Consider the following 13,190-nt stretch of genomic DNA (forward strand, 5'->3'; position numbering starts at 1 on the left):
ATCCGGGGTTCTCGCAAATTGCACGCCTGGTCCCGGATTACGCTGCGCTCCATCCGGGCTACGGACCGTTTGCTTCAGCTCAAATCGATTTCAGCACGTAGCGCCGGTTGTCCTTCTGCACTGGGCGCGCGTTCATCGGATAGAGTTTTGCGAACGCGGCGACGTCAGCGGCGGACACCTGAATCGGCGTGGTCAACAGCAGCCATTCGACCACTTCCGAACAGGGCGGAGTCGTCAGCGAGCCGGGATAGCGGAAGTAGCTCAGCTTTTGCGGCAGCATGGCGTGCGGATCGATGCTCGCATCCGCCTTCACCGCCGGGCCTTCCGCCGCCGGCATGGTCTTGACGATCTTGCCGAACGCCGGGTTCGGCCTGCCCTCGGCCATCAGCACGCCGACCACAGCGAGGCCGCCGGCTTCGTTGCGATGGACGAAATGCGCCTCCATCGGAAAATTCTTGCCGCCGATCATGTGCTCGCTCGGCCGGTGGAAGTGCACCTGAAGCAGCTTGTACTTGACGTCGCCGAGCATCAACGTGCTGCCCTCGGCGAAGTTGAGCTGGATCGTGTGTCCGTTGTTGACGATCGTGTCGGCGCTCTTGCCCCAGTTCAGCTTCAGAACCGGCAATTGCGACTTGATCGTCCCCTCGATGTCGATCGGCGACTGCTGCAGGCCGACCGCGCAGGCCTTGTTGGCCGCATCGAGATCGCCCCATTTGGCCGGTCCGCCGACGCCCTCATAGCTCCAATGCGCGCCTTCGGCTGCGAAGGCCGGCTTGCAGAGCGGACAAAGCGCAAGACCCGCGAGAGCCTTCAATGCGTGACGGCGATTCATCGTATTCCCCCAGAGATGAATCTGACTGGCAATATCGGCCGCAACCTATGCGAGAGCGGCGGTGAGTCGCAATGGCGATGCAAGAGTGACGCGAGCCGGAAGCGGATTCAGACCTTCTGGCGAAAGGTCTCCAGCACGGCCGCGACGATCTTCTGTCCGTTTCTGCGCAGCTTCCTGGAATCCTCGGCGTGGGGCAGCAGCAATCCGATCTTGCAGATCATGGCGTCGATCATCCGGCTGAGCAGATCGACATCGTCCGCGTGCAACTCGCCATCGCGCTTCAGCGCCCGCAGCGTCGCGATCAGGAGCGCGGTCGGATAGGTCTCCTCGATCTCGCGATAGCGCGGCTCGCCGAGCACGGCCTGCGCTTCCTGGATGACGATGCGCGCATAGTCCGGCTCTTCGCAGGCGTCGAGATAGGCGTCGATGCCGGCGCTGAGACGATCCCAAATCTTGCGCTCATTGCGCGCCGCGATCTCGATTCTGCCGGCCGCCTCGCGCTGCATGGCGACGACGACGGCATCGAACAGCGCCTTCTTGTCCTCGAAGTGATGGTAGAACGCGCCGCGCGTGACCCGCGCCGCCCGTGAGATCGCCTCCATGCCGGCGGCCTGAAATCCGTGGGCCGCAAACGCTTCGCGGCCGGCATCGAGCAGCGCCTGCCTGGTGGCCTCGCTGTACTCTTCCCGACGACTTCTCGGAGGATCCTTCGCCCGCATCGCGCGCAACCTAACGCTTGACGCGTCGGTATCAAACCGCATATAACATACATGATGTATGTATTAGACGCACAGAATGTAAAAATTGTCGAGGTAGCCATGGACGGCAAACGCATGTTCGAGCTGGCGGAAGGGCTGGCGATCGCGAAGAGCCGGCAGGATGTCGCTGCGGCGCTGGAGGTTCTGCATCCCGACATGGTGCTGGAGACGCCGGCCTTCGGCACGAGGGCGCAGGGTCTCGCCGAAAACGAGCGCATCCTGACAAGCTTTTTCAAGTCCTTCCCGGACTATCACGTCACCCTCGACGGCCACGCCAATTCCGCCGGCACGCTGGTCTGCTGGGGCACCGCGCGGATGACGATGACGGGGGATCGCTTCGGGGCCGTGCCGAACGGCCGTCGCGCCGAGCTGCCGGTGTTCATCGCCTTCGCCTTTCGCGACGACAAGATCGCGTATGAGCGCTTCGTCTTCGATCTCTCCGAGCTCTGCGCCCAATCCGGCGTCTCGACCGACGCGGTCAGGCGCAAGCTGTTCGGCGAAGCGACGCAGGCGGCATAACTCCATCCACGCAACAGGAGCGTCAGACCATGGCCGATCCCCGCATCAAGCCCGTCGGTGACCTCGCGACCAGACTTCTCTTCGACATCGTTGTCGACCTCGATCCGCGCCTTAATTTCGGCGCCGGGCCGGTCGGGCAGCGCGTGCTGTTCGGGGCGGCCAAGGGCTCGTTCGAAGGCCCGCGCCTGCGCGGCGAGGTGCTGCGGGGCGGCGGCGACTGGGCCTTGTTCCGCGCCGATGGCACCATGACGCTCGATGTCCGCCTGTCGCTGCGGACGCATGATGGCGAGCTGATCTACATGACCTATGGCGGCCGCTGGGTGACGCCGCAGGCTTTGCGCGCCGAGATGGCGGATCCCGCGCAACGTACCAAGGTCGATCCCGCCGGATATTACTTCCGCACCAATCCGCTGTTTGAGACTGGCTCGCAGACCTACGCTTGGCTCAACGACGTCGTCTGCATCGGCAAGGGTTATCTCGTCGAGGGCGCCGTCGCCTACAAGGTCTTCGAAGTGCTGTGAGAGCTTCCGTGGATGCGTTGAGTGCGGTGCACGTGAGTAACCCCCTCGCCTTCACTGGCTCGCCCACGTGATGCGCGCCATCCACGCCACATCGCTCGTCGCCATGGTGCGCCCGGCCTGCGACGCATCGAGCGATTGAAGCTCCAGCGCCTTCGCGGTGCGGCGCCCCAGCGTCGCGACCATCACCTCGCCCGCCCTGGTTTTCACCACCACGCGATCGCCTTTGCGGATCGGCGCGCCTGGTGAGACCAGGATGAGGTCGCCATCGCGATAGGCAGGTAGCAGCGCATCGCCGGAAATCTCCAGCGCAAAGGTGTGGCTGTCCTCGGTGGGAAGCGCGATTTCGGTCCAGCCCTTGCCGGATGGAAAGCCGGCCTCATCGAAAGCGCCGCTCGCGCCGGCCAGCGCGAAGCCGAGCAGCGGTACCGAGCGGCCGTCGCTGGCGTCATCGTCGATCAGCCGCACAAAGCTCTCGATCGAGGACTCGGCCGCGGCCAGCGCCTTTGCGATCGATTCGGTCGAGGGCCAGCGCTCGCGGCCGTCGGAGGTGACGCGCTTGGACCTGTTGAAGGTGGTGGGATCGAGCCCGGCGCGCTTGGCAAGACCGGACGGCGACAGACCGGCGCGCGCCGCCAACCGATCCAGGGCGACCCAGATCTGGTCGTGCGTCAGTATCCTCTGCGCTTTGGCCTGCCTGACCATGCAAGGTCCAGCCCGTCGCAACTCAGGAAAACTATCCTCAAATCAACCGGTTTTCCGTTTTTCGCGCAAGAGGCAGCGGGGCAGCCGCCCTCAAGCGAAATGGATACCGGCTGGCCCCAGGAAAACGCCGCAAGAAAACGCACCAAAACAGGAATTTAGAGACCCGTTCCGATTTCATCGGAGCGGAATAGGCTCTAAGCCTTGAGTTCGGAAGGGGCGGCCTTTACGGTCGCGCCCGGGTTTCGGGGACCCGCACGCGGCGAAAAAACCCAAGAAACTCAAAGAGCTGACTCAAAGAACAAACAGGGCTGCGCAAGCGGTGGTCAAGATCTACAAAATCTGTCCGGCCTCGGCCTGGCGTGAGGCGGAACGGCAGGGTGTCTACCGGGGCAGCGCGGACGATGCGCGCGACGGCTTCATCCATTTCTCGACCGCTGCCCAGGTTCCCGAGACCTTGCGCAAGCACTATGTCGGACAGCGCGCGCTGTTCCTGGTCGAGGTCGACGGCGACGCGCTCGGCAGCGAATTGCGCTGGGAGCGCTCGCGCAATGACGAGCTGTTTCCACATCTCTATGGCGAGCTCGACCTCGGCGCGGTGCTGTCGGTGATGAACCTCAACATCCGCTCGGACGGCGGCCACGACACTCCGGAGCTGCTGCCGTGATCCGCGCTTTCGACGCCTTTTCGCTGCCGGTGCTGCGCTGGCTCGATCCGGAAGACGCCCATCGCCTCGCGATCCAGGGCCTGCGCTTCCTGCCGCCGGTCAAGCCGCGCGCTGACGATCCCAAGCTTGCGATGCGCGCTTTCGGGCTCAACTTTCCCAATCCGATCGGCATGGCCGCGGGCTTCGACAAGAGCGCCGAGGTGCCGGACGCGTTGCTGCGGCTCGGCTTCGGCTTCGTCGAGATCGGCTCGGTGACGCCGAGGCCGCAGAGCGGCAATCCGCGGCCGCGGCTGTTTCGTTTGGAGCGCGACGAGGCCGTCATCAACCGCATGGGGTTCAACAATGACGGCGCGGACGTCGCCTTGCGCCGGCTCGCCGCGCGCGCGCAGCATGGCGGCATCGTCGGCGTCAATGTCGGCGCCAACAAGGATTCGCCGGACCGCGTCGCCGATTACGTCAAGCTGATCGAGACCTTTGCGCCGGTCGCGAGCTATTTCACCGTCAACGTCTCCTCGCCGAACACGCCGGGCCTGCGCAATTTGCAGGAAGGCGCCCTGCTCGACGATCTCCTCGCCAGGGTGATCGACGCGCGCGAGCGGGTGCGCCAGAAGGCCGGTGACACGCCGGTGCTGCTCAAGATCGCCCCGGATCTGAGCCTCGCCCAGCTCGACGATGTCGTGCAGGTCGCGCGTTCGCGCCGGGTCGACGGCATGATTGTGTCGAACACGACGATTGCGCGGCCGAGCACGCTGCGCGAGGAGCTGCGCGCCAAGGAGCAAGGCGGTCTGTCCGGCCGGCCGCTGTTCCGCCTGTCGACGCGGATGGTCGCGGAGACCTATGTGCGCGTCGAGGGCGCATTCCCGCTGATCGGCGTCGGCGGCGTGGATTCAGGCGGTGCCGCGCTGACCAAGATCCGTGCCGGCGCGAGCCTGATCCAGCTCTATTCGTCGCTGATCTACAAGGGCCTCGGCCTCGTCGACGAGATCAAGCGCGACCTCACCTCGACGCTGCTCCGCACCGGCCGGGATTCGCTGTCCGAGATCGTTGGCGCCGATGCGGCGACTCTCACGGCGGAAGACTGGCCGGGGATGTAGGAAAGTCTCGTGCCCCGAACGCAGTCATCGTCCGGGCTACGGTTCTTCTACGATTTCGAAAACGTCGCCCTGAACTGCGCGGGATAGCGTGCGGCCTGCAAGCCGCCGCGCGAGAGGTAGGAGGCCATCAGCGCCGACCACAGCCCGGCATTGCCGAGCGATTGCAGCGCCCACCAGGCGGCGAGGAAGATCAGCAGCGAAGCCAGCATCAGATTGCGCATCTCGCGCGCCCAGGTCGCGCCGATATAGATGCCGTCGAAGCCGAAGGCGAACACGCCGGGGATGGGCACGAGCACGACGAACGGCAGGAATTCGCGCGCGGCACGGCGGACGTCGTCACTCGCCGTCATGAAATCGATCAAGGCGGGCCCGAACAGCGCGAACAGTCCCGACACCACCAGCGCGAAGCCGAGCCCCCATAGCAGCACCAGCCGGGTCGAATCCGCAAAGCCCTTTGCATCGCGCGCGCCAACGGCGCGGCCGCAGAGCTGCTGCGCTGCGTTGGCGAGACCGTCAAGGAAGAAAGCGCTGACCAGCAGGAAATTGTTGAGCACGGAGTTGGCGGCCAGCGTGACGTCGCCGGCCTGCGCGCCCTTGGCGGTGAAGAACAGGAATACGGCGATCAACGCCGCGGTGCGGATCAGGATGTCGGTGTTCACCGCCAGCATCCGCAACAGCTTGTCGCGGTCGAGCAGGGTCGCGTACGGCACGGCGAAGCCGCCATCGGCATAATGGCGGCAGACGATCACGCCGAGGGCGAACCCGACCGCTTCCGACAACAGCGCGGCGATCGCGGCACCGGCGATGCCGGTGTCGTAGACCAGCACCAGCAGGATCGTCGCCGCCATGTTGACGAGGTTGATGACGACCTGAAGCATCAAGGCCGAATTGGCGCGCGCCTGGCCGATCAGCCAGCCGAGGATGACGTAATTGGCGAGCGCGAACGGTGACGACCAGATCCGGATCTTGAAGTAGGTCTTCGCGGCCTGCGTCACACCCTCGCTGCCGCCCATGAGATCGAACAGCAATGCGGCCAGCGGCAGTTGCAGCACGATCAGCGCGGCGCCGATCAGGCCGGCAACGATGAAGCCGCGCGTCAGGATCGCGGTCGGCTCGCGCGTGTCGCCCGCGCCCAGCGATTGCGCGGTGAAGGCGAGCGTGCTCATCCGCAGGAAGCCGAACAGCCAGAACAGGCAGTCGAAGATCACCGAGGCCATCGCGACGCCGCCAAGCAGCGCGGCATCGTCGAGGCGACCGATCGCCGTGGTCGAGACAATGCCGATCAGTGGCGTGGTCAGGTTCGCGACCATCGCCGGCCCGGCGATGGCGAACACTTCACGTGTGCCGACTTTGGGATGGACGGGCGCGTGCATGGTTCAGAACACGACGACCATGCCGTCCTCGGCCGCCATATGGGGCAGCGTGTCGAGGCGCGACAGCATGTCGTCGCTCATATGGGTGAGGACGAGCCGCTTGGCGCCGATGTCGGGCAGATGCTGTTCCAAGGTCTTCAGGCTGAGATGGTTCTTCACCACCTTCTCGTACATATAGGCCTCGGCAATGAAAAGATCCGCGCCATGCGCCAGCGGAATGAGCGTCTCCGTCCATTCGGTATCGGCGCTATAGGCGAGTGTGCGGCCCTCGGCCTCGACGCGGTAGGCGAGGAAGGGGCCGCCGGATTCGCCGTGCACGACCGGATAGGGCGTCACCGTCACGGCACCGAAAGTCCGGTTTTGCTCGGGCGAGAGCTCGACGACGGAGAGCTCGAAGCGCTGCTTCGTCTTTGAGGAATGCTCGAACAACACATCCATCACCTCGCCGAGCCGCGTCTCGATGCCTTGCGGGCCCGCGATCGTCAGCGGCCGCGTCCGCCGCGAGAATTGCGCGTCGAGCAGGACAAACGGCAGCCCGGCAAAATGATCACCGTGGAAATGCGTGATCAGGATGAGATCGATGTCCTCGCACGCGATCTCGAGCCGCTTCAGCGCCGGCAGAGCCGACGCACCGCAGTCGATCAGGAAGTTGGCCTCGCGCCCCGAGACATGGAAGCAGGTATTGAGCCTGCCGCCGGAGCCGAAAGCATCGCCGCAGCCGACAAAACGCAATTGCATCGGCTGCGGACCTTCAAAATCTCACCGGCCGCGCGGCGTGCCGAACACGCGCGAGAGCAGCCAGATCGGGATCACGATGACTGCGCCGAGCAGGAAGTAGCGCCACAGCCAGTTGATGGTGTCGAAGCCGAGATCCCAGAGACGCTGGAACAAGAGGCGAATGCTGGTGAGGATGTTCCAGGGATCGAAGCCGATCGCGGCGAGCACGACGCCGACCAGGATCGAGAGCAGGACCAGGCGAAACGCGACCGCCAGCGGCGAGCCGCCGAGAAAGCGGTTCAGCCCGTCGTTGCGGCCGGCCGGCAAATCTCTGACGTCTTGGACCATCTCAAACTCCTGTAGGCGGATTCGACCCATTATAGGGCACGGCGAGGCACATGGGGAACCCGTGACGGACCGTCAATCGGGTTACGGGAGTTTAATTCGGGTAGCCTCGGTTTGGGAGCGCTGCCGGCCGCGGGCGCCAACCTCTCCCGCTTGCGGGAGAGGTCGCGCCGAAGGCGCGGGTGAGGGCTTTCTCCTCTAGGGGATTGTCCCATCGCGGAGACAGCCCTCTCCCCAACCCTCTCCCGCAGGCGGGAGAGGGAGCGCATCTCCGCCTCGGCGACAATCGAGCGCTCTCATAAAACGCACTCACATCTCAATCTCCGCCGCCTCCGCCTTCAGCATCCTCTCCAGCGTCTCCAGCCGATCGGCCTCGCGCGGCGGCTTGTCCCAGCGCAGGCGGCTGATGCGGGGGAAGCGCATGGCGACGCCGGATTTATGGCGCGGCGAGCGCTGCAGGCCCTCGAACGCCACCTCCAGCACCAACCCCTTGTCGCCTTCGTGCACGACGTGGCGGACGGGGCCGAACTTTTCCGTGGTATTACGGCGGACGAAGCGGTCGATCTGCAAGAGCTCCTCGTCGGTGAAGCCAAAATAGGCCTTGCCGACCGGCACCAGCTCGTCGCCGCCCTCGCCCGCGGTCCAGACGCCGAAGGTGTAGTCGGAATAATAGGACGAGCGCTTGCCGTGGCCGCGCTGCGCATACATCAGCACGGCATCGATGATGTGCGGATCGCGTTTCCACTTCCACCATTGCCCCTTCGGCCGGCCCGGCAGATAAGGCGCATCTCGCCGCTTCAGCATCACGCCTTCGACGGCGTCCGCGTCTTCGCCGGCACCTGCGCTTGCAGGATCGGCGCGGGCGGCAGTCAAAGCTTCCCAGCTTGAGAAGGCAACGGTGGGCGACAGATCGATGCGGGGATCGTCGAGCTTCCTCACGAACGTCTCCAACCGCTCGCGCCGTTCCGCGAACGGCAGCTCACGCAGATCATTCTCGTCGTCGCCGAGCAGATCGTAAGCGCGCAGGTGAATCGGAAATTCCTTGATCAGCTTTGGCGAGACGACCTTGCGATTCAGCCGCTGCTGCAGGACGTTGAAGCTCTGCACACGGCCCTCGCGCAGGATTAAGAGCTCTCCGTCGATCGCGCCGGGCAGGCGCAGCGACGGCACGAGATCGGGAAAGCTCCCGGTGATGTCCTCGCCGGTGCGTGAATAGAGCCGCGCCGTGATGTGGCCGCGATCATCGCGGCCTGCCACCGCCTGCACGCGGATGCCGTCCCATTTCCATTCGGCGATGTAGTCGGCGGGATCGAGGCTTTGGAAATCGCTGTCCTCGATCGCATGCGCCAGCATCACGGGCCGGAACGGCGCGGGATCGCGGTTGACCGGCTTTTCGGCACGGCCTTCCAGCCATGCGAACAGGTCGAGATAGGGTGGCGCAAGGCCAGGCCAGATCAGCTCGACCTCATGCGGATCCTTGTCGCCGAGCGCGGCCGCCGCGGTCTTCGCCAGCCGCGCGGAGATACCAATCCGAAGCGCGCCCGTGACGAGCTTCAGCAGCGCCCAGCGGCCGGTCTCATCAAGCTCGTCGAGCCAGCGCTCGAGCTGCTTCGGCAGCTCGGTCTTGCCGAGCGTGCGCAACGTGGTGACGACCTCGGTCAGAGTCGGCGGCGGCGGGTTGTTGTGGTTGCGGGCGTGAGGGGACTCATCAGCATCTCGCCCGCGGGACCCCCCTCCCTGACCCTCCCCCACAAGTGGGGAGGGAACGGAGAGGCTCGTGCGTCCCTCACTTTGGAAATCGCTGAGAGATGTTGTGCTCGCTGACAACGCCGCACTGCGCTGCGCTCCCTCCCCCCTTGTGGGGGAGGGCGGGGGAGAGGGGTGGCCCGGAAAAGACTGCGAATTGTTTTGCGCCTTCGGCCACATCAGCGCCACCGTCTCCGAGAGATCGCCGACATAGTCGTAGCTCAAACCGAACAGCACCGGATCGGTGCGCGCGGCGATGAGATCGCGGATCAGGGCGGGCTTGGCGTGCTTGAAGCTGAGCGCGCCGGTGAGCGCGGCCAGCGCGTAGCCGCGGTCGGGGTCTCCAACCTCGCGGAAATAGCCGGTGAGCAGCCGCAGCTTGTTGTTGCGGCCGGGCTCATAGGCGAGACGGTCCAGGAGTTCGGCGAAGCGGTTCATGCCTCGGCCTCGTCTGTGGCCGGCGTCTCGGCCTCCTCCTCGTCGCCGTAACCGACGAGATCGAGCGGCTGCGCTTTCAGGCCTTTGCTCTGGCACCAATGCACCAGCGCATCTTCCTGGCCGTGCGTAACCCAGATCTCGCCGGCGCCGGTCGCGGCGATGGTGGCGGTGAGGCCGTCCCAGTCAGCATGGTCGGAGATCACCAGCGGCAGCTCGATGCCGCGCTGCCGCGCCCGGGCGCGCACGCGCATCCAGCCCGATGCGAACGCGGTGACGGGATCGGGAAACCGCCGCGTCCAGAGATCGGAAGTGGCCGAGGGCGGCGCCAGCGTGATGGTCCCGGCGAGCGCCGCCTTCTTCACGCCCTTCACTGGCCTGAGCTCGCCGAGATCGATGCCGCGGCTTTGGTAGTACTCGGTGATCTTCTCCATCGCGCCATGCAGATAGATCGGGGCGTCATAGCCGGCCGCGCGCAGCAGCGCGATCACGCGCTGCGCCTTGCCGAGCGAATAGGCCCCGACGAGATGCGCGCGCTCCGGAAACAGCGTGACCGAGGCGAGCAGCTTCTTCACCTCGTCGCTCGCATCGCCATGCCGGAATACCGGCAACCCGAACGTCGCCTCGGTGATGAAGACGTCGCAGGGCACCAGCTCGAACGGCGTGCAGGTCGGATCGGGCGCGTCCTTGTAGTCGCCGGAAGCGACGATGCAGGTGTCCTTGCAGGTCACCGCGATCTGCGCCGATCCCAGCACATGGCCGGCCGGGTGGAATTTCACGCAGACGTCGCCGAGCCGGATCTCCTCGCCATAGTTGATAGCTTGCGTCGATCCGGCAAAATTCTCGCCGTAGCGCAGCCGCATCATGTCCAGCGTTTCCTGCGTCGCCAGCACCGCACCATGGCCGGCGCGGGCATGGTCGGAATGGCCGTGGGTGATCACGGCCCGCTCGACCGGGCGGACGGGGTCGATATGGAAGCCGCCGGGCTTGCAGCACAGGCCGGCAGCAACTGGCAGCAGGATGTCTTGGGGGCGCATGGTGGTCATATAGGAAGCGAGCGCCTCCAATTCACCCGTCATGCGCGGACTTGACCCGCGCCTCCATCCACTTAAACAGTTGCTTTTTTGATGGATTGCCGGCGAGCCGGCACGACGAGTGTTGGTTCCCAATGCCCCTCCGCCTGTTCCAGACCTCCGGCGATCTCATGGCCGACCGCCGCTTCGAGTTCGCGCGCGACCTCCAGCTCAAGGGCGACCTGCCCGCCGCCGCTGACCTCATAGAGCAGGCGATCGAGCTTGCGCCGAACTTCACCTCGGCCTGGTTCACGCTCGGCGAGATCCGTCAGCAGCTCGGCGAGCGCGACAAGGCGATCGAGGCTTTCCGCAAGGCGCGCGATTCCGATCCTGATGACCAGCACGGCGCCGGCCTGCATCTGATGCGGCTCGGCGACGCCGAGATGTCTGAGATGCCCAAGGCTTACGTGCAGGCGCTGTTCGATCAATACGCGCCACGCTTCGAGCATGCGCTGATCAACGATCTCGGCTACCGCGCCCCCGCCTTGATCTTCAAGGCGGTGCTGGCCACGCGCGTCGCGGCGAAGAAGCCAGCCTTCTTCAAGCGCACCATCGATCTCGGCTGCGGCACCGGCCTCGCGGCCGCCGCCTTCGCCAAACAGGTCGACCATTTCATCGGCATTGATCTGTCGCCCGGCATGATCAAGGAGGCGCGCGCCACTAACCTCTATGCCGAGCTCGAAGTCGCCGACATGATCGAAGGGTTGCAGAGCAAGGGCGATGGATGCGCGAACCTGGTCGTCGCCGCGGATGCGTTCGTCTATCTCTCCGATCTCGCGCCGGTGCTGAGCGAAGCCAGGCGCGTGCTCGTATCCGGCGGCGTGCTCGCCTTCACGCTGGAGACGCATGACGGCAGCGGCATCGTTCTCGGCGAAGGCCTGCGCTATGCCCATTCGGCGGAATATGTGCGCGGCGCGATCGCCAAGGCCGGCCTCAAGCTCCTGACACTGGAGCCGGCCTCGCCGCGGATCGAGAACAACGAGCCGGTGCGCGGCCTTGTGATCGTTGCCGAAAAAACTTGAGTTTAGGCGCTAACGCCCCGTGATTTGAGCGTCATTGCGTCGCAAAGCCGTGACTTCCCACTTGCGAGCCGTGCTGCGTTCCCAGCACAATGCGCGCATCAGGGAGAAAACAACAATGACCAAGAATCCATCGCGGCGCGATTTCAGCGCCGCCGCGCTCGCCACCATCGCCGCATCGACCTTGCCCGCGCCTTACGTCTGGGCTGCGGAGAAGAAATATGATGCGGGCGCCAGCGACACCGAGATCAAGATCGGCCAGACCGTGCCGCATTCCGGCCCCGGCTCGCTCTACGGCGTGCTCGGGCGCATCGGCGAAGCCTATTTCCAGATGCTGAACGAGAAGGGCGGCATCAACGGGCGCAAGGTCAAGTTTCTCACCATGGACGATGCCTATAGCGCCCCGAAATGCGTCGAGGCGACGCGGCGCCTGGTCGAGCAGGAGGAAGTGCTCGCGCTGTACGGCTCGCTCGGCACCGCGCCGCAGACCGCCGTGCACAAATACCTGAACTCCAAGGGCGTGCCGCAGCTGCTGCTCAACACCGGCGCGTCGAAGTGGAATAACCCGAAAGAGTTCAAATGGACGATGGCGGGCCTGCCACTCTATCCGACCGAGGCGCGCATCCTGGCGCGGCACGTCGTCAGCGTGAAGCCGAATGCCAAGATCGGCATCCTCTACCAGAACGACGACTTTGGTCGCGACTTCCTCGGTCCCTTCAAGAAGGTTTTGGAAGACGCCGGCGGCACCGCAAAGGTGATCATGGAGCAAACCTACGATCTCACCGAGCCGACCGTGGATTCCCAGCTGATCAATCTCTCCAAGTCGGGCGCTGACGTCTTCTACAACATCTCGACCGGCAAGGCGTCGTCGCAGTCGATCCGCAAGGTCGCCGAGCTCGGCTGGAAGCCGCTGCAGCTTCTTTCCGCCGGCTCGACCGGCCGCTCGATCCTCAATGCCGCGGGCCTCGAGAATGCCACCGGCATCGTCGCCATCCGCTACAACAAGGAGGTCGGCCTGCCCAAATGGGAGAAGGACCCCGACGTGATGGCGTTCGAGGAATTGCGCAAGAAATACACGCCGGCCATCGACCCCGACAACACCATCGCCTTCGCCGGCTATGGACAAGCCGTGACCATGGGCGAGATCCTGCGTCGCTGCGGCGACGACCTCACCCGCGCCAACGTGCTGAAGCAAGCCTCGACGCTGGCGGGCTTCCACTCGCCCTACTTCCTCGACGGCGTTACCTACAGCTACACGCCCGGGGACTACACGCCGATGAAGACGCTCTTCATCTCCACCTTCACCGGCAAGGACTGGGACATCTCCGACAAGCCGATGTCGGAGTAGGCTGGGGCGCACGCCGCTGCTTCCCCTCTCCTGCTTTGCCAGGA

14 protein-coding genes are annotated in these 13,190 nt (G+C 65.0%); 6 read left to right on the forward strand and 8 right to left on the reverse strand.

What is annotated here, in order from left to right:
- Positions 1–79 precede the first annotated feature (79 nt).
- Together GGD66_RS25785 and GGD66_RS25790 are read right to left on the reverse strand one after the other, a co-directional pair.
- Complete coding sequence (locus tag GGD66_RS25785; RefSeq protein WP_018320822.1) at positions 80–832, reverse strand: carbonic anhydrase; 753 nt, start codon at positions 830–832, stop codon at positions 80–82.
- A gap of 107 nt (positions 833–939) precedes the next feature.
- Positions 940–1,551: a TetR/AcrR family transcriptional regulator gene (locus GGD66_RS25790; RefSeq protein ID WP_179740023.1), complete on the reverse strand. Its 612-nt coding sequence runs from the start codon at positions 1,549–1,551 to the stop codon at positions 940–942.
- 99 nt (positions 1,552–1,650) lie between these two features.
- Here GGD66_RS25790 and GGD66_RS25795 point away from each other — a divergent pair, with 99 nt between their 5' ends.
- Together GGD66_RS25795 and GGD66_RS25800 are read left to right on the forward strand one after the other, a co-directional pair.
- On the forward strand, positions 1,651–2,109 hold the full coding sequence (locus GGD66_RS25795) for an ester cyclase (RefSeq protein WP_183259387.1): 459 nt from the start codon (positions 1,651–1,653) through the stop codon (positions 2,107–2,109).
- A 29-nt stretch (positions 2,110–2,138) separates the two neighbouring features.
- Complete coding sequence (locus GGD66_RS25800; protein WP_183259389.1) at positions 2,139–2,630, forward strand: DUF3237 domain-containing protein; 492 nt, start codon at positions 2,139–2,141, stop codon at positions 2,628–2,630.
- Positions 2,631–2,681: 51 nt separating this feature from the next.
- Here GGD66_RS25800 and GGD66_RS25805 read toward each other — a convergent pair whose 3' ends face one another.
- Positions 2,682–3,332 carry a helix-turn-helix transcriptional regulator gene (locus tag GGD66_RS25805; protein WP_183259390.1) on the reverse strand — a complete coding sequence of 217 codons (651 nt, stop codon included), beginning with the start codon at positions 3,330–3,332 and terminating at the stop codon, positions 2,682–2,684.
- Positions 3,333–3,651: 319 nt separating this feature from the next.
- On the opposite strand from GGD66_RS25805, the gene GGD66_RS25810 reads away from it, so the two are divergent.
- Together GGD66_RS25810 and GGD66_RS25815 are read left to right on the forward strand one after the other, a co-directional pair.
- The gene (locus tag GGD66_RS25810) at positions 3,652–3,996 is read left to right on the forward strand and encodes a DUF952 domain-containing protein (RefSeq protein ID WP_018320827.1); all 345 of its coding nucleotides are present in this window, start codon (positions 3,652–3,654) and stop codon (positions 3,994–3,996) included.
- Positions 3,993–5,090 (forward strand): quinone-dependent dihydroorotate dehydrogenase, encoded by a 1,098-nt coding sequence (locus GGD66_RS25815; protein ID WP_183259391.1) that lies wholly within the window; start codon positions 3,993–3,995, stop codon positions 5,088–5,090. Before GGD66_RS25810 ends, GGD66_RS25815 begins: the two co-directional genes overlap by 4 nt.
- A gap of 47 nt (positions 5,091–5,137) precedes the next feature.
- Here the strand turns inward: GGD66_RS25815 and GGD66_RS25820 are convergent, their stop codons facing one another.
- From GGD66_RS25820 to GGD66_RS25840, 5 genes are all read right to left on the reverse strand, one after another.
- Positions 5,138–6,463: an MATE family efflux transporter gene (locus GGD66_RS25820; protein ID WP_183259392.1), complete on the reverse strand. Its 1,326-nt coding sequence runs from the start codon at positions 6,461–6,463 to the stop codon at positions 5,138–5,140.
- Between the two features lie 3 nt (positions 6,464–6,466).
- A complete protein-coding gene (locus GGD66_RS25825) occupies positions 6,467–7,201 on the reverse strand; it encodes an MBL fold metallo-hydrolase (protein WP_092251725.1) in 735 nt (244 codons plus the stop codon).
- Between the two features lie 21 nt (positions 7,202–7,222).
- Entirely contained in the window at positions 7,223–7,528 is a 306-nt protein-coding gene (locus GGD66_RS25830) for a DUF6460 domain-containing protein (protein WP_018320831.1), read from the reverse strand.
- Positions 7,529–7,834: 306 nt separating this feature from the next.
- Positions 7,835–9,709 carry an ATP-dependent DNA ligase gene (locus GGD66_RS25835; protein WP_183259394.1) on the reverse strand — a complete coding sequence of 625 codons (1,875 nt, stop codon included), beginning with the start codon at positions 9,707–9,709 and terminating at the stop codon, positions 7,835–7,837.
- Positions 9,706–10,743 carry a ligase-associated DNA damage response exonuclease gene (locus GGD66_RS25840; protein WP_183259427.1) on the reverse strand — a complete coding sequence of 346 codons (1,038 nt, stop codon included), beginning with the start codon at positions 10,741–10,743 and terminating at the stop codon, positions 9,706–9,708. Before GGD66_RS25840 ends, GGD66_RS25835 begins: the two co-directional genes overlap by 4 nt.
- Positions 10,744–10,874: 131 nt before the next feature.
- On the opposite strand from GGD66_RS25840, the gene GGD66_RS25845 reads away from it, so the two are divergent.
- Positions 10,875–11,801 carry a class I SAM-dependent methyltransferase gene (locus tag GGD66_RS25845; RefSeq protein ID WP_183259395.1) on the forward strand — a complete coding sequence of 309 codons (927 nt, stop codon included), beginning with the start codon at positions 10,875–10,877 and terminating at the stop codon, positions 11,799–11,801.
- A 115-nt stretch (positions 11,802–11,916) separates the two neighbouring features.
- Entirely contained in the window at positions 11,917–13,146 is a 1,230-nt protein-coding gene (locus GGD66_RS25850) for an ABC transporter substrate-binding protein (protein ID WP_092251721.1), read from the forward strand.
- Positions 13,147–13,190: the final 44 nt, after the last annotated feature.

Origin of the sequence: Bradyrhizobium sp. CIR48 (genome assembly GCF_014198315.1) — a bacterium.
Taxonomy (GTDB): domain Bacteria; phylum Pseudomonadota; class Alphaproteobacteria; order Rhizobiales; family Xanthobacteraceae; genus Bradyrhizobium.

What these genes read in the sequence shown, in the direction of transcription:
- GGD66_RS25785 (WP_018320822.1), bottom strand. Translation starts at nt 832, where the DNA reads ATGAATCGCCGTCACGCATTGAAGGCTCTCGCGGGTCTTGCGCTTTGT.
- GGD66_RS25790 (WP_179740023.1), bottom strand. Translation starts at nt 1,551, where the DNA reads ATGCGGGCGAAGGATCCTCCGAGAAGTCGTCGGGAAGAGTACAGCGAG.
- GGD66_RS25795 (WP_183259387.1), top strand. Translation starts at nt 1,651, where the DNA reads ATGGACGGCAAACGCATGTTCGAGCTGGCGGAAGGGCTGGCGATCGCG.
- GGD66_RS25800 (WP_183259389.1), top strand. Translation starts at nt 2,139, where the DNA reads ATGGCCGATCCCCGCATCAAGCCCGTCGGTGACCTCGCGACCAGACTT.
- GGD66_RS25805 (WP_183259390.1), bottom strand. Translation starts at nt 3,332, where the DNA reads ATGGTCAGGCAGGCCAAAGCGCAGAGGATACTGACGCACGACCAGATC.
- GGD66_RS25820 (WP_183259392.1), bottom strand. Translation starts at nt 6,463, where the DNA reads ATGCACGCGCCCGTCCATCCCAAAGTCGGCACACGTGAAGTGTTCGCC.
- GGD66_RS25825 (WP_092251725.1), bottom strand. Translation starts at nt 7,201, where the DNA reads ATGCAATTGCGTTTTGTCGGCTGCGGCGATGCTTTCGGCTCCGGCGGC.
- GGD66_RS25830 (WP_018320831.1), bottom strand. Translation starts at nt 7,528, where the DNA reads ATGGTCCAAGACGTCAGAGATTTGCCGGCCGGCCGCAACGACGGGCTG.
- GGD66_RS25835 (WP_183259394.1), bottom strand. Translation starts at nt 9,709, where the DNA reads ATGAACCGCTTCGCCGAACTCCTGGACCGTCTCGCCTATGAGCCCGGC.
- GGD66_RS25840 (WP_183259427.1), bottom strand. Translation starts at nt 10,743, where the DNA reads ATGCGCCCCCAAGACATCCTGCTGCCAGTTGCTGCCGGCCTGTGCTGC.
- GGD66_RS25845 (WP_183259395.1), top strand. Translation starts at nt 10,875, where the DNA reads ATGCCCCTCCGCCTGTTCCAGACCTCCGGCGATCTCATGGCCGACCGC.
- GGD66_RS25850 (WP_092251721.1), top strand. Translation starts at nt 11,917, where the DNA reads ATGACCAAGAATCCATCGCGGCGCGATTTCAGCGCCGCCGCGCTCGCC.